This is a genomic window from Nocardioides panacis, assembly GCF_019039255.1.
Lineage (GTDB): Bacteria > Actinomycetota > Actinomycetes > Propionibacteriales > Nocardioidaceae > Nocardioides_B > Nocardioides_B panacis.
This window is the reverse complement of the sequence record NZ_CP077062.1, coordinates 4,249,927-4,264,499: the sequence shown is the minus strand read 5'-3', so window position 1 is coordinate 4,264,499 and position 14,573 is coordinate 4,249,927. Positions and strand designations below refer to the sequence as shown.

The window sequence follows — 14,573 nt, the reverse complement described above, 5'->3', positions numbered from 1 at the left end:
GATGAGCAAATCGGACCCAAGCTCAACCGGATGCGACTAGTCCGCTAGCCAGTGACGCTGGACATCGAGCCATCCGCACTCCGGCCACCAGGCGAGAGCGCGCCCCGGGAGCTCGCATCCCCATACCCACAGGTGGCTGGCGCTCTCTGGCAAAGCGGGCTCCCGGAAGGGCAGCGCATCAACTTCACGGTCAAGGAGCCGCACGACCGGCCAAGGCGCGCTCCAAGAAACGCCAACAAAGAGGTGCCGTTCAATTTCGCCGGGCACGCCAGCTAGCTTGTTTAGCTTCGACTGGGCGAGCGGCTTGGCCAGGAAGGCGGCAAGCCACACGTGGAAGGCTTCGATATCCACCTCGAGCGTTCCCCCCGCTCCCTCCGGCTGCCATCGCACATGTCCAGCCTGGTCTCCAGCGCGATCGTTCGCCGCGACCTCTGTGACACCCAGGTCCAACAGCCTCAAAACTCCAGGACCTGCCGTCGCCATGTTGATTGGCCCTAGCGCGGGTGGTCGCTCTCCGGCGACCTCCATGTCTGCGAGCACCGGAACCAGGACCTCGCGGAGACGACGGCGGTCTACGCGGGCCGGCGCTGTGATCCACCATTGCCAACGCAGATTGTCGTCGACGATGTCGAGTCCGCCGTGTGCGAACGCCATGGTCTCAGCGGCGCGAGCGGGGTCAGTCACTGTGACGACTTCACCGATGCCCCTGCGCCCGTCGCCGTACTCGAGGCGAAGGTCGGGCTTTGGCGGCCCGACGTTGTCATCTTGAAGAACGACCTGCGCTCCTGTCGCCCGCTCAATGATTCGAGCTGCCTTCATCTCGACATCACCGTAGGGGCCCGCATGGTCGCGACGAGCAATTGACTCACCTCGAAGATCGACCGGAAAACCCGTCTGCATGGGCGTTCTTCTCGACGTCACACACGAAGTGTGTCGGCCCCGGAGTCAGAGCGCGAATCCTTCTCTGATCTAGCGGCAGCGTCATATCGCCGCGTGTTGGCCGCACCGTCTCGCCGATCAAACGTCTCTGGGCGCTGATCTGATTGATTCGGCTGGACGGCAGGGCTCTTGCGTGTGCCGGGTCATCCGGCTTCAGCGCAGGTTGTCGCAGGAAACCTGGGCGGAGAAACGGATTTGGCGGCTACACCAAGGTGCAGAACGCTTATGAGTCGTTCAGCATGCGCCCGATGGGCCCTCGCGGGACGACGGAAAGGGAGTAGCACTCACGCGGACAGGGAGGGGTCGGCCGAGGGGTATCGGTCGATGATCTCCTCAGCGCGAGCGAACGACTGAAGGGCTTGCTCAGGCTGGTCGATGTCGACGTAGATCTCACCTTCACGACGGAGGGCTGTGACCAGGAGACTCTCCCGGGAGGACCCTGGTTCCATGGCTGCCTCGAACCTAAGGCGGGCAACTGCGTCTTGGATGTGGGGTAGGGCTTCTGGAGTCCAGTTGCCGGCTTCATCATGCGAAGCGTCCGCGAGTTCAAACCTGGCGGCCGCGACGATGGCATTGGCAATCGGGCTCGCGTCATCCAATTCGGAAGCAACACGCAGTACTGATGATGTGTAGTCGCCGACTGTCATGGCTTGGACAAGGCGCCGCGACTCGTTCACGCGCTCGCGAGCCAAGTCAGTCGTTACGGAGATGGCCTTAAGCCGCTCTTCCAATGCCGCACCTGATTGATGTCGGGCCGCCTCGCTGATAGCGCTGGCGGCGTCGCGAATCGCATCCAACTGGTGCTGTTCGATGTCACCGAGGTGGCTCTTGCAGGCCGCCTCTAGGAACCCCGTTGTCAGCACGTGGCGTCCATGTAGAAAGAGAAGCGACATGGCTGGGTCCTTGGGCTGAGGGCCGGCGAGCTCCAGTTGTTCCAAGCGTCGGAGGAGTTCGACAACCTCAGGCCCAGCGGCGCTGACCGCGGACCACAACTCCTGGTGGAATGTTTCGAAGTCAGGTGCCTTCGGGTCGAGATCCATCAGCGCGGCACTGCTCACGGCACGGCACTCACGCTCAAGCACATACGCCCTCATGAGGATTTCGCCGACCTGCTCGCCGGCCTCACCAAGTGAGACCATCTTGGCGTCCCAACGGTCAATGCGGATTGGCAGCTGGGAAGGCAGTTCCACTCCACTTTCGCCAACAGCCACTTCCACACCCGCATGCGGCGTCGGCCCTAGGCTTTCCGGAAGGGAGATACCAAGCAACATGATAAGCCGACGACCGGTATCAACGAGGCGCCCATGTTCCCCCTCACAGGGGTCTCCATGTGCGTGAAGATTCCGAAGCGTCAGGATCTCGCTGGCGTAAGCCCGCATCCTGGGAAAGTTGCGGAGGCTGGACCACGGATCGATGCGTCGATGAATGAGCGCCTTGAGCAAGACAGAGAGGTCGGTCTTGGAGACCGGGAACCTCCGGCCATCCTTTCGCCGGCGGGCGTCTTCCTCCGCAACCACCTCGTCCCAGTCGTCGCCGTAGGCATTTACCATGGCCTCTTCCACGTAGGGCGCCAACGCCACAGATATCGATTCGAGCGCCTGCCCGACCTGGATCCGCTCACTATCACTCACTGCAGCAGCCTAACCAAGTCAACCCCTACTCGCGGCGCCCCAGGGTGCCGAACGCGAAGCACCTATGTACCCCGTCGCACGCGGCTCGGCCCGGTCGTGACCTCATGCCACCGGAGGACGGGCGACCATCTGTACTGCCCCCCTCCACGCTCTGTGGTTGCCCCATTCCGCCGCGTGGTGGTCACCTGCCGGCGGCGCGCCGCAACTCATCTTCGCTGTAGCCGAAGGTGTAGTCCTCGTCCATTCCATGCGACATCCAGATATCGGCCGCGTCGTAGACGTTGAGCGTCTCATCGCTGTCCCGGTCGCCGTCGTCCTGGTCGTCCTGCCCGAAATTAACCTCAGCCATAAGGACGCCGTAGTCGTTGTGATCCTCACCGATCGTGCACCGGCAGTCCTCGCTCGTGTCGGCACCGAGGGTTCCCACCCGTAGCGCTGGTGCAGCGGTCCAGTAGGCAATGCATTCACCCTCTTGCGGCTCGTTGACGAAGCATCAACCTAGGCAGACGCTGATGCCGGGTCAACGATCTGCTGCCCAACTAGGGCGCGACCGGTCTCCGAAAACCGGTCAGGAACCAAACCAGTACGCCGCGGTAAGAGCTCGCGCGCCAACGCAGCGGGCTCGGTCCCAAGGGTGCGTCCTTTCGCCGCGAACGAGGAGCACGAACTAGCTATCGCGGCGAGGGTCCTCGGTTCTGTCGAGCCCCGATGTCAAGATGCCGACATGAGCCAGCAGACCCCCGCGGGGTGGTATCCGGACGACCAGGGCACGACACGGTACTGGGACGGGACCGCGTGGACGGAGCACATCCACGACCCTGGCGCCGGTGCCACAGCCCCCATGGCCGACAAGAAGGACGGTGCGTTCGCCAGGCTCAAGAAGGCTGCCGCCGATCGGTCAGCCGACAAGAGAGAATCAAGGGAAGCCCAGGAGCGGAAGTGGGCGGAGGAAGTAGCCGCTGCCGGCGCGCTCGTTACCAGCGGAACCTTCGGGCTGTCGACCGTCGAGGTCTACGAGGGTGGCTACGTCCGCGTTGCGTTTGGTGAGCAACCGGAGCGCCCGAGCGTCGCGAATGTGCGATCGCAGATGGCCGCGAATCTGAGCGGTGGTGGCATCAACGCGAAGACGCCGTACGAGAAGTTGCGCTCGATCACGTTCACGCCATCAAATTCGGATCAGCTCTCACAGGGCGGCTCCGGTTTCGAGAGTGCAATCGGCCCTGCCGTTGCAGGCCTGCTCAAGGGCACGAAGCATTTGATGAAGACCAGTGCACCGGGTTTGGCGGCTGCCGGGTTGGCCCACGTCGCCAGCCAAGGGTCTCGCACCTCGTACCTGACAGTCGCTACGGACCGTCAGATCTACACGCTGTCCAACCAGGTTCCGAACAGTGTGGGGCTCAAGACCGCCAAGCAGGGCCACGTCGACGTTGGATTGGCGCTCGAAGCCGCGGCTAATGCCGTTCTCGGCATCCACGGCTCGTCGACCGCAGACACGGGGGCAGCTGAGCTTGCGCCACCGGTCCAGCCCGAGGCAGCTGCTCCGGCTCAGACATCGCCTCCGAGTCTGGCGGACCGCCTCCGCGAACTCGCCGCCCTCCGCCAGGAGGGGATCCTGACGGACGAGGAGTTCGCGAGTGCCAAGGCCAAGCTGCTTAGCGGACTCTGATCGCTGGCTCCCCGGGGCCCGGTTCCGAATAATGAGTCACCAGGGGAACATCCTGCGGATCCGGTGAAAATGGCAGGTGGCGTTAGACCTCTCCGACCTGCGTCACACCGCCGCGTTCAGCGCCGCAGGTTGCCCCCAGTTGGCCATCTTCGATGCCTGGGATGGGTTCATCGAAAGAACCCGTCACTACTGTCTTCGTCAGTCAAAGTGTTCGTCTTCATCGAAGCGACGCCATGCCTCACCACTGACGTGCCAGGCCGCGAGGCAGCCGTCGGTGGTGTCTACCCGGGCTCAGCCCTGACCGACCCGGACGACCTTGCTCTGGTCGGCCGGGTCTCCGGTGCTCCCGTTGCCCGCTCCGATGTAGAGGTTCGCACGCAGTGCGCCCGGCCCACCGACGCAGGCGCGCGGCAGCGAGACGCTGATGGTGTTCTTCACCGGCTGCCAGCGGCTGACCAGGGTGCAGTCGCTGGTCACGTCGGTGTAGTCAGAGGTGTAGCCGTCAATGCGGCTCGTGGTCGTGCCGTTCGCGCGCCGCACCGTGGAGAGCATGTAGGTCGTGTCCCCGCCGACGACCGCGACGGTCAGCCCGAAGATCTGGGTCCGGTCCCCGCGCAGGTCGCGGACGTGGACGGTGGCCGAGACCCGGGCGGCGGAGTTGTTCACCCGCAACGCCGTCAGGTCGTAGCGGGCGGCAGCGTCCCCGCGCTTGTCGGTGAAGGACAAGACGTCGGCGCTGGCCGGTGCGGCGGCCGAGACGACGGCGGCCAGCACAGCGGCGGTGGCGGTGATGGCGGTGAGCGTGCGCATGGCGGGGTCCCCGAGAGTTGCGATGTGTCGCCGGTGGTGGCGCCGGACCTGAGCAGGTTACGTGGACGGTGGCGCTCCCCGTTGCAGATCCTATGGTTCCTTGGCCGCGCGGCGGCTGGCGTCCAAGCAGATATCTCGACCAAGTGGGAAAGGCTGCGTGCCCGGGCTGCGACGGACCCATGGGTGCCAGGTAGTGGACTGGCGCGCCACCGCACGGATCCCGTGGTGACCGCCAACGGTTCCGCCAGCTCGCCGGCCCAACGGGTTGACCAGCGCACCTGGCAGACGACACCCAACGGCCAATCGAGCTCGACGTGCTCCAAGGAGGACTCATGACGCTATGCAGTGAACGTCGGACAGAGGGGTGTGTCTCCCCCTAGGCTCCTGGGTCCAGCTGTCTTGCTCCGGGGGAAATCATGTCTTTGAAGCGCGTTGCCATCCTGCCCACGATCGCGCTCGTGGTCGGCTTTCTGACAGTGCTCGTGACATCGCCAGCTCAAGCCATCTACGACCGGGACTGCAGCGACTTCGCGACCCAGGCGGCAGCCCAGAGCTTCTTCTTGGCGAACAGCCCTGGATCCGATCCTCACCGCCTAGATGCGGATGGCGATTGGATCGTCTGCGAGTCGCTCCCTTGCCCCTGCTACAACGGGACAACCCCCACAGGGCAGCCCACACCGACCACTCCGCCGCCCGTAGACACCACGCCCACTCCCCCGCCGGCAACGACCACACCGACACCGACACCCAAGCCTTCCAAGCCCACGGTCGTCCAGTACGCGCGGGTCACCAAGGTCGTCGACGGTGACACGGTCGACGTGAAGTTTTCGTCAGGCGCGAAGCGCCGCGTGCGTCTTGTCGGCATTGACACCCCCGAGGTGTACGGCAGAGTCGAGTGTGGCGGGCCAGCTGCTTCGAGCTACATGAAGCGGCTTCTTCCCCTAATGACGCGCGTCAAGCTCGTCTCGGACAATACGCAGGCGAATGCGGACCGCTACGGGCGGCTGCTGCGTTACGTCAGTCGCGTCCAGGACGGACGCGACGTCAACCGGACCCAAGTGTGGACGGGCCATGCCGCCGTGTACGTCTACAACAACGTGCCGTTCAAGCGCGCCGCTCAATACACCAGCTCCGAGGCAGCGGCGAAGTCAGCGCCTCGCGGTATCTGGAAGGCCTGCTAGCCAAATCTGCCTGAAGGTTTAGGAGGAACGCGTGACGAAGAGTCGAAGGGCATGGCGGTTCAAGGATTCGGAAGAGGGAGTTGCCGGACTCAGCAATACCGCGGACTGCGTTGAACGCTTGGACCGCAAGTTCGACTTGGGGAGCAGCTGATGCGTATTCGAACCGGCCTTGCTGCTCTGGGACTTGCGGTGAGCCCGCTGGCCGTAGCGGCCCCCACCTCCGCAGTCACGACTCCCGCGCTTTACTCGTGCACCCGGGTGGCACAACATCGGCCCGCAACACTTCAGTTGGCGTGCGGCGACGGAAACGGCTACTTCGACCGCGTGCAATGGTCCCAGTGGACCCAGACATACGCGACGGCCACGGCCCGACAGTGGGTCAACGACTGCAAGCCGAACTGCGCGAACGGGCACTATACGAAGAGGCGTGTCCCTCTCAGGCTCTACGCCCCGACGACCCTTGACTTCCAGCGCTACTTCTCAAAGATCCTGGTCGGCGGCGCCGACGGCTACCGAGAGCCACTGCCGCGACCACGCCGCGGCTGCGCGACAAACGCCGAGTACGAGCGCGTGCAGAACGGAGATACACAAGCTCGGGTGTCGCATATTTTCGGCACCACCGGAATCGACGGTGCGAGCCACCGCAGCTACCGGTACTGCCGCTCGGGCCCCGGCTACGCCATCTACGCCGAGATTTGGTACGAGAATGGCCGCGTGGTCGACAAGCACTGGTCGGACGATTGACTCAGTCGCAGCCGCCTCGTGCTTGGGCGCCACCTAGGCGGGTTAGAAATGCTGAGTCATTTCGCCGCGACGCGGACGCACCACGGACGTCCGCCAGGAGGGCGCCGGCCCTCGGCCGGGTTCGCCGGCGACGGAGGCTCGCGCCCACTACAGTCAGACCTTTGAACGCCAATTCTCGGGGGACTCTTGTGCTTCACCCAATCGCCAGCGCACCGTCAATGTCCCAGCGTTCCCTGGGCAGGGTCACGGTCGCGTTCGTCGCGGCCGCCCTGCTTCTCGCGCCGCTCACAGCCCCAGAGTCCGCAGACGCCGCCAGCACGACGCCGCCCGTGATCAGGCTTGGCTATGACGTCTACGAGGGTGCGTTGTCCCCGAACGGAGACGGCTCCCAGGACAACGTCCGCATCAGGTACAACCTCGCCAGCAGGTCGGACGTCATCGTCACCGTCCGCCGCAACAACACGGACCGAACGGTCGTCTACAGGAAGAAGCTTGGACGGCTCTCGGGCGGCGTTCACGCCTGGCAGTGGAACGGCAAGAACCCACGCGGCAAGCCAGTCCGCGACGGCCATTACTACGCCATCTTCGTCGCCGACCAGGTCGCCAGAGCTGGAAAGACATCGCGCAGCGCAGCCAACGTCTTCGTCGACACCTACTTCAACACGAAGTGGACACCGACGCTCAGCGCCGACACCGTGTACCCGCACACGACGCTGACCCAGGACCGCATCGGGGTCACCCTGAACAACACCGGCGACGACCCGATGACCGAGCTGGGACAGGTCGTGTTCAGCGTGAAGGACGCCAGCGGACACGTGGTCGCAACGTCGCGCTCCTTCGACTACCGCCCCAGTGACTACCCGGAGGGGGCGCCCATCGAGTTCCGCGGGACGGACTTCAAGAAAAACTACCCCCTCCCGGCCGGGACCTACCGGCTTCAGTACGCAGTGCGGGACGCAGCGGGGAACCCCGGCCCCGCCAAGGCCGTCGCGGTGCACGTGTCGGACAAGCCCCTGGTCGAGGCCACCGGGTCGGTCGTCGCCCCGCCGACCCGTGGGTCGACGACACCCACGGACACGACCGGCGGCAGAGATCCGCAGCCCATGCCGTGCGGCACCGTGGTGCCCTCCGAGGTGTATGCCGAGCCGGGTGCGAAGAGCTTCCGCTCGTCCGACACCTGCGGACCCTGGTACACGAGCCTCGCCGTAGCCGGTGGCGGTCTCGCCCTGGACACGCTGACACCGCAGGTCGCACCGCGGGGTCTGCGGTCCACGTGGCTGTCCATGCGGGGCAAGCCCACCGTGGCCGGGGAGAGCGACACCGCTCGGCTGTTCGTCAATGGGATCGGCTACTCCAACGACACAAGCCATCCCGACGGCACGTCGGCACCGGTCGCCGGTGAGACCGTGACGACAACCCCGCCCACGAAGCGCCCATACGAGGACTGGGTGTCCGGCATCTACAAAAGGTCCCTCAGCTGGTCGATCGCGACGCTCGGGACCGACTCTTACGACGTCGCCGACATCACTGTGCACTACACGTACCTGACCCCCCAGCCGTAGACCACACGCCCTGGCTGGGCTGAGCACGCGATCTTGAAGCAGACGCCGAAAGTAAGTGTCCCCCGCATGGAACCGGAGCAGAGTCATGCCTGCGTCGCACCGGTCTGCGTCATACCGCCGCGAACTGGTAGGCCGAGCCAGATCGCGATGCTCACTCAAGAGGAGGGCGACAGACCGTAGATTCCAACCATGCTGCCCGAGGAGACCGAGTGGTCGATGCAGAAGCGCTTGACGGCGTCTTGGCTCGGCCAAGAACAGGTCCGCCTCAGTGGTGAACCGTTCTTCCTAGCCGCATGGGAGGTGATGACCGACTACAAGGTCAACGATGCTCGACGACACTGGAACGCGCCGTCGATCGACTTCTTGTTCCTCGACAGCTCTGGTCGCGTGGTGCTCGTCGAGCTCAAGCGTGCAGTTCGAACCCCGAGGGAGGGATGGAACGTTGTCTGCCAGGTCAGTCACCGTGCTCAAGCCCTTGCGGTTGGATTCGGCCAACCACTCATCGAGTCGGCCTACACCGATTGCCGCTCTGGGCTTGACGGTCGCGCGACGCGCTCGACTGATCTCGCTCCGCTGCTTCAAGCGCACGCCGACGCATTCAGGCAGCCGCCGTTAGATCAGCTGCCGGCCGTTCCTGTCAGACGGATAGTCATGGCCGAGAAGTTTGAGACGGGCTTTGCCGACGTGCTGTCGGTGATGAACGCCAGCACCCCAGAGCAATTGACGAAGATCCTCAGCAGATACAAGCGCACCGGCGAGATCAAGCGGTACTTGGATCTTCCGCCGGATCCGGCGATGGTCGACATGAGACCGATCCTCGCAGTGACCACGGATGGAATCGGTTGGCCAGAGGCCGCTGCAGGTTGACGCCCGACGCGAGTCGACGCAAGTGCGCGGCCCGCGTCATACCGCCGTAGCAGGGCACTCCCCGACGCTGTGATTCATAGCGTCTGGGCAAGTGCCTCACCGCGTGTGGCGATCCGTGGCGAGGCTGAGCCTCTTTCGCCAGGTGACTTCGATGTCCAGCACGACACTTCTTCCGTTCCAGCCCGACGCCATGTCCCCTGCACAGCTCGCGGCGGTCTCCTACCTGGCGCGGTACTCCGGCCATACCCACGCGCTGGACGCCTTTCAGCTCCGCCGCTGGTTCGCCTGGTGCGAGACCAACGCGCTCGATCCCTTGGTCGGAATCCAGCGCGCGCATATCGAGCTCTACATCCGAAAGCTCGGCGACGGTGGACTGATGGACTCCTCGGTTGTCACGATGATGCACGCGGTGCGCGGCTACTTCCGCTTCGCGCACATCGACGGGCTGATCGTCTCCGACCCCGCGGTCTACGCACGACTCCCGAAGGTCCATTCCGATGAGTCCCGCACGCAGGGCCTGGACCGGCTCGAGCTGATCCGGTTCCTCCAGGTAGCTCAGACCGTCAGCGTCCACCACGGCGCGCTTGCCTACCTGCTCGGCATCAATGCACTGCGAGCCTCCGAGGCCGCGGCGGTGCGGATCGAGGACTACGCCGAGACGCTGCGCGGTCACCGCGTCCTGCATCTGGTCGGCAAGGGAAACAAGCCCGCGACGATGCCCCTCACCGTCCCGGTGCTGCGCGTGCTCGAGGCATGTCGCGGGCAACGCACCACCGGCCCGCTGGTACTCCGCCCCGTCTCCGGCAAGCCGATCGACCGCCGCGACGTCTACCGGATGGTGGTCCGGATCGCGAAGACCGCCGCCATCCGCCGCCACATCAGCCCGCACTCGCTGCGCCACGCCGCGATCACCAACGCCCTGGATGCCGGCGTCCCCCTCCGCGACGTCCAGATACTCGCTCGCCACGCCGACCCCCGCACCACCGAGCACTACGACCGAGCCAGAGGCAACCTCGACCGCCACGGCGTCCACTTCCTCACCGCGTACGTTGCCGGCGTCTAACTTGACGCCTCGGTCGAACTGCCGCGCCGCCCGGGCACTCTCGAGAGTCATCGCCCTGCAAGTCACAAGCTGACGGATGTCGTAAAACAACCTGCCAACGGACCGAATGTGGGGTTGACTCTCCGACGCTGCCACAACAAGGAGTTACCGATGACCAGGTATCGGCCATTTTCACGTCGCGAATTCCGGCGCCGGTTCCTTCAGTGGTCCAGAGCGAACCTCCTGCTCATCGCGTTGCTCACCGCCGGTGTTGTCGGACTGCTGACCCTGGAGTTCTTTCTGTTCACCGTCGTCATGACGCCGAACGCCTTCACCTGGTGGCTGCTTGGAGTCGTCCAGGCAACCTTGGTCGCAATCCTTCTTCACCTCCTACACGCAGCGTTCCTCGCCAACGATGGCCAAGCCATCTGGCACTTACGAGGTGCCTGGGGCGAGGAAAACACCCGCAGCGAACTGCAGCGCGCGAAACGGAAGCGACTGATCTGGGGCTGGGTCGACAGCATCAACCTCCAAGCCGGCGATCTCGATCACCTCGTCGTCACCCGCAACGGCGGCCTAGTCGCTATCGACTCCAAATGGCGCAACAACGCCAGCGACACCATCGACATGGCTAAGGCCGCCACGAAGGCCCAAATGCGCGCCGAGGCCTTGGCACGAACCCTCTTCAAGAGCGAGCGGGGAGCGCGTCACCGAGCCAAGATCAACCCGCTTCGAGTGACCCCGGTCGTCGTGCTCTGGGGCGCGGCTCACCACGGCGTACCCGACGGAGCCAACGTGGACGGTATCGATTTCGTTTCAGGCCGGCGCCTCGTGGAATGGCTCACAAGACTCCAGGACCAGCCCGTCAGCCAGAGCGCCGCCACCGACGTAGTACGAAGGCTCGAGGACTATCGCGCCGCTTCGTGGGACCACACGCAGAAGGTGCCGCTCGGTAGTTGAGACCGACCCTCCGGGGGGTGGCGTGCCTTGAGGCCGCAGGCGTGCATGCGCGTCCGCCGCGAGCTCCACGTGTTCGCGCTGAAGCTGGCTTTCTTTACCCGAGCGGTTACTCGCTCGTTTGGCGTGGCCTGGCTCGATTCCACAGGGCTACGTCTTCGAGCTCGAGCAGAATGCTGTGCTCCCAGGCCTTGGCTGTCTCCGCGTCCGGCGCAGCAGTCCAGCACACCTGGAGATTCACATGCCGGATGGCATCGCGGGCCCACTCTTTCGACCGTGCCGGGCCCTCGGCGTGCAGGCTGGCGAGACGGCTGGCGAGCCACGCTGGATCGGCAAACGCCCGGTCGAGTGCGGCTTCACCCAGTCCCGAAACTGCGCCACGGCCCCGAGCGTAGGTCTGAAGACGTCCTCGAACGCCCATGCCACGGCGTTCCCCGGCCATACCGACGTAGACGATGTCGCGTCCGCTGCGGGCCAGGTAAACGCCTGGGTGTTTCGTTGCTTCCCTTGCTGCGCTGTCAAGATCCTGCCATGTGCTCCATTCGAACTCACCGAGTCGGAGCCGGCCGCTCTCGGTGACGTCGTCGGCCTCGACGTCGACGATGGCCTCGCCGTCTTCCTCCGCTGCATCGACGGTCTTGATCGGCACAACGGCGTCGTCGCCGCCCGGTTCGCGGAGCAACCGGAATGACACCTGGTTGATCCGTTCGGACCAGCCGCGCTCCTGTAGACGCGCATGGGTCGCGTGGCGCAGGGCGTTATTTTCCGGCATCGTCTTGCGCGAGTCGGCAGGGGTCCCGGAGAGATCCGCGATCAGCCACTTCAAAGCTTGGCGGCTGCCTGGCTTCGGCCGGAAGAGGCGTGTTCCGTCCTCGAGGGCCTCGCTGATCCCCCACATTCGGTCGTAGAGATCGAAGAGATCGAACCGATATCCCTGATACTCGATCGGGTCACAGACGTCCTCGGCGCGCACTGACCCTTCGGTGATCCTCTGTGCGGCGTATCCGCGGTTGAACCAGTCATCGGCGAACGGGGTGCCAAGAACGAGTTCACTCGGAGTCTTGATCGCCTCCCGCTCGGCTTGCTCGCGGGACAACCCCGTGACGACGGGGCGTTCACGAAGCATCAGCGACCAAGAGCCGTCCGGGCCAGGCTCGATCCGAACATCGGGATGTGTGGACATGGTGAGGACGCTAGCGCTCAGTCCCTCGTGCCCCACGCAACTTCGTCATCCACCAACAGGCGTCGCGGACAAGTAAGCGCCCTTTTCACTGAGCGTTCGAACTGCATCTTTTCGCCGCGACAGCGACCAGGCGGCCCTGCGACGCTCGCCGGGCCGACTTCCTCGCCGGGACAGACATGCCTCGGAAGGGTTCAAACCAAACGGCTTGGCCCCACGTCGCCCAGACACCCGGTGGTCCGAGGATTATCAAGCCGGAGCCATTCGCACGGACGCAGGCCGCTGCAAATCGAGCGCGCGCGGCGGCCGAACGGCAGGCAGAGGCGGCCCGCCGTCACGTCGAGTCCCAGTTCGCGAGGTCGCATCTGGCAACGCAGACCTCGCCCACGAGTACTCGGAGATCGAAAGGCTGCTTGCCGGAACACTTGAGGTCGATGACTACGTCGATCTCAGCTCCCTGAAGATCACCAAAGTCGAACCTCCACGCCAGGCGCCACTCACGCCAGGTGGTCAAGCTCCTGATCAGGCCAGCTCCTCCCACCGAGCCGAGCCGGCAGGGTGCCCAACGCTTTCACCGCTGTGAGTGTCTCGAATCTGGTCAAGAGGGCGGACCGCGCCACGTTCCTCGAGTAGGGAAGGACAGCCGGTCAGGACTGAGGCGTGAGGAACGTGTACGTCACCATGTAGTAGGCAGCGTCATAGCTGGCGCCGTCCCGAGTCGTGAACTCCCACGCGAGCCCGGGCACGTAGTCGGCATGACCGACCGCGACGTGCCCGACGGGGACCGGCGGAAGGACGGTCGCGTGGTCGTCGGTGTCCGGCCCCGTCGACGCGCTGAGGCCACCCGCGGAGAGAACACCCTGGTCCGCGGCGCCAGCGGTCGTTGGGCCTCCGAACACGGACACGGCCATCGTCCCGTAGCCCCGTGGGGCGTCGTCGGTCAGCGTGACCTCATGGCGGCGGGACAGGGGCACCCACGGTGCCGGCTGGGCGCAGCCCCGCCCTGACCGGTAGCTCAGCGCCCCGTTCTGGGTGAACCGGTCACTGGGCGCAACTGTGCCGCACTGCGGGTAGTCCCAGCAGCCGTTGCCTGAGTCATAGCCACAGAAGGGCTGAACCACGTCGGCCGGAGCCACCGTGATGGTCTTGGTCCGCTGCACCAACCTCTGCCCGGACACCTTCACGGCGCGCGCCCGGGTGCGGCCGGCGAGATGATCCCTGTCGACGCCGGACACCGTCACGTAGTACGTGCCCGCCCGCAGAGCCCGACCATGTCCGGTGCGGCCGTCCCACGTCACCCGCAGGTAGGTGTGGAACACCTCGTACGCCCACGTGAACACGACCTGGCCGGCGGCGTCACGGATCCGGATGGTCGCCCGGACCATCTCGAGGGGACGGAAGCCCAGGGTCGTCGAGTCGTGCAGGGTGCTGGCGCGCGGGTAGATGGTCGAGTAGGTGCTGGTCACCGAGCCCGGGTGGTACCGACGGTGAACAAGCACCTCGAGCCCGTCCTGGGTGGTGAAGCCGGACTCCTCGAAAGTGGCGTGCACGGTGACCCCGTAGCGGCCGTCCGGCGCGGGGACCCCGCCGTTCTGGTAGCCCGACCACGTCCAGTAGTGCCACCCGGCAGACAGCGTGCCCAGGTTCACCCGCCCCCGGACGAACCGGCCGAAGCCGTCGCGAAGGCCGATGTGCACCTCGGCGGCTGCACCGAGGTGGATGCCGACCCGTTCGCGCACGCTGCCACCGGGCTGCTTCACGGCGTAGTGGCGGTACGTGAGCGCCAACGTGTCGTGCGGTCCGGGCGCCGGGGACCCCGTGCCGGTGACGCCCGCCCGGGCCGGCGTGAAGCCGAGCAGGGAGACCACGAGCGCGACCATGGTGCTGGTGACGGCGATGAGCATGCTGCGACGCACGGCGCCTCCCCCGGTTGATGACTGGCGGGTCGGAGCGTACGACACGGTGCGCACGGCGGAGGCCACACCATTGGCGTC

General features: G+C 65.3%; 13 protein-coding genes. 7 read left to right on the top strand and 6 right to left on the bottom strand.

Annotated features, from left to right (window positions below; translation table 11 throughout):
* Positions 1–36: 36 nt before the first annotated feature.
* The 3 genes from KRR39_RS20880 to KRR39_RS20870 all read right to left on the bottom strand — a co-directional run bounded on the left by KRR39_RS20880 (position 37) and on the right by KRR39_RS20870 (position 2,997).
* On the bottom strand, positions 37–900 hold the full coding sequence (locus KRR39_RS20880) for a hypothetical protein (RefSeq protein WP_216939324.1): 864 nt from the start codon (positions 898–900) through the stop codon (positions 37–39).
* Between the two features lie 323 nt (positions 901–1,223).
* Positions 1,224–2,570 carry a Swt1 family HEPN domain-containing protein gene (locus KRR39_RS20875; protein WP_216939323.1) on the bottom strand — a complete coding sequence of 449 codons (1,347 nt, stop codon included), beginning with the start codon at positions 2,568–2,570 and terminating at the stop codon, positions 1,224–1,226.
* Between the two features lie 181 nt (positions 2,571–2,751).
* Positions 2,752–2,997 carry a hypothetical protein gene (locus KRR39_RS20870; RefSeq protein ID WP_216939322.1) on the bottom strand — a complete coding sequence of 82 codons (246 nt, stop codon included), beginning with the start codon at positions 2,995–2,997 and terminating at the stop codon, positions 2,752–2,754.
* 297 nt (positions 2,998–3,294) lie between these two features.
* Between KRR39_RS20870 and KRR39_RS20865 the strand changes: the two genes are divergently transcribed.
* A complete protein-coding gene (locus KRR39_RS20865) occupies positions 3,295–4,236 on the top strand; it encodes a DUF2510 domain-containing protein (RefSeq protein WP_216942886.1) in 942 nt (313 codons plus the stop codon).
* 291 nt (positions 4,237–4,527) lie between these two features.
* Here the strand turns inward: KRR39_RS20865 and KRR39_RS20860 are convergent, their stop codons facing one another.
* Entirely contained in the window at positions 4,528–5,046 is a 519-nt protein-coding gene (locus KRR39_RS20860; RefSeq protein ID WP_216939321.1) for a hypothetical protein, read from the bottom strand.
* A 416-nt stretch (positions 5,047–5,462) separates the two neighbouring features.
* Between KRR39_RS20860 and KRR39_RS20855 the strand changes: the two genes are divergently transcribed.
* The 6 genes from KRR39_RS20855 to KRR39_RS20830 all read left to right on the top strand — a co-directional run bounded on the left by KRR39_RS20855 (position 5,463) and on the right by KRR39_RS20830 (position 11,402).
* Positions 5,463–6,227 (top strand): thermonuclease family protein, encoded by a 765-nt coding sequence (locus tag KRR39_RS20855; RefSeq protein ID WP_216939320.1) that lies wholly within the window; start codon positions 5,463–5,465, stop codon positions 6,225–6,227.
* A 150-nt stretch (positions 6,228–6,377) separates the two neighbouring features.
* Positions 6,378–6,971 (top strand): hypothetical protein, encoded by a 594-nt coding sequence (locus KRR39_RS20850; protein ID WP_216939319.1) that lies wholly within the window; start codon positions 6,378–6,380, stop codon positions 6,969–6,971.
* Positions 6,972–7,189: 218 nt separating this feature from the next.
* Positions 7,190–8,533 carry a FlgD immunoglobulin-like domain containing protein gene (locus KRR39_RS20845; protein WP_216939318.1) on the top strand — a complete coding sequence of 448 codons (1,344 nt, stop codon included), beginning with the start codon at positions 7,190–7,192 and terminating at the stop codon, positions 8,531–8,533.
* A 189-nt stretch (positions 8,534–8,722) separates the two neighbouring features.
* Positions 8,723–9,400 carry a hypothetical protein gene (locus tag KRR39_RS20840; protein ID WP_216939317.1) on the top strand — a complete coding sequence of 226 codons (678 nt, stop codon included), beginning with the start codon at positions 8,723–8,725 and terminating at the stop codon, positions 9,398–9,400.
* A gap of 151 nt (positions 9,401–9,551) precedes the next feature.
* The gene (locus KRR39_RS20835) at positions 9,552–10,463 is read left to right on the top strand and encodes a tyrosine-type recombinase/integrase (RefSeq protein WP_216939316.1); all 912 of its coding nucleotides are present in this window, start codon (positions 9,552–9,554) and stop codon (positions 10,461–10,463) included.
* Positions 10,464–10,613: 150 nt separating this feature from the next.
* Positions 10,614–11,402: a hypothetical protein gene (locus tag KRR39_RS20830; RefSeq protein WP_216939315.1), complete on the top strand. Its 789-nt coding sequence runs from the start codon at positions 10,614–10,616 to the stop codon at positions 11,400–11,402.
* A gap of 106 nt (positions 11,403–11,508) precedes the next feature.
* Here KRR39_RS20830 and KRR39_RS20825 read toward each other — a convergent pair whose 3' ends face one another.
* Positions 11,509–12,582, bottom strand: a complete 1,074-nt coding sequence (locus tag KRR39_RS20825) for a hypothetical protein (RefSeq protein ID WP_216939314.1) — start codon at positions 12,580–12,582, stop codon at positions 11,509–11,511.
* Between the two features lie 644 nt (positions 12,583–13,226).
* Positions 13,227–14,483, bottom strand: a complete 1,257-nt coding sequence (locus tag KRR39_RS20820; RefSeq protein ID WP_216939313.1) for a FlgD immunoglobulin-like domain containing protein — start codon at positions 14,481–14,483, stop codon at positions 13,227–13,229.
* Between the last annotated feature and the right edge of the window lie 90 nt (positions 14,484–14,573).

Bases quoted from the DNA above. Each gene is read 5' to 3' on its own strand.
- KRR39_RS20880 (WP_216939324.1), bottom strand. From the start codon at position 900: ATGCAGACGGGTTTTCCGGTCGATCTTCGAGGTGAGTCAATTGCTCGT.
- KRR39_RS20865 (WP_216942886.1), top strand. From the start codon at position 3,295: ATGAGCCAGCAGACCCCCGCGGGGTGGTATCCGGACGACCAGGGCACG.
- KRR39_RS20860 (WP_216939321.1), bottom strand. From the start codon at position 5,046: ATGCGCACGCTCACCGCCATCACCGCCACCGCCGCTGTGCTGGCCGCC.
- KRR39_RS20855 (WP_216939320.1), top strand. From the start codon at position 5,463: ATGTCTTTGAAGCGCGTTGCCATCCTGCCCACGATCGCGCTCGTGGTC.
- KRR39_RS20850 (WP_216939319.1), top strand. From the start codon at position 6,378: ATGCGTATTCGAACCGGCCTTGCTGCTCTGGGACTTGCGGTGAGCCCG.
- KRR39_RS20845 (WP_216939318.1), top strand. From the start codon at position 7,190: ATGTCCCAGCGTTCCCTGGGCAGGGTCACGGTCGCGTTCGTCGCGGCC.
- KRR39_RS20840 (WP_216939317.1), top strand. From the start codon at position 8,723: ATGCTGCCCGAGGAGACCGAGTGGTCGATGCAGAAGCGCTTGACGGCG.
- KRR39_RS20835 (WP_216939316.1), top strand. From the start codon at position 9,552: ATGTCCAGCACGACACTTCTTCCGTTCCAGCCCGACGCCATGTCCCCT.
- KRR39_RS20830 (WP_216939315.1), top strand. From the start codon at position 10,614: ATGACCAGGTATCGGCCATTTTCACGTCGCGAATTCCGGCGCCGGTTC.
- KRR39_RS20825 (WP_216939314.1), bottom strand. From the start codon at position 12,582: ATGTCCACACATCCCGATGTTCGGATCGAGCCTGGCCCGGACGGCTCT.
- KRR39_RS20820 (WP_216939313.1), bottom strand. From the start codon at position 14,483: ATGCTCATCGCCGTCACCAGCACCATGGTCGCGCTCGTGGTCTCCCTG.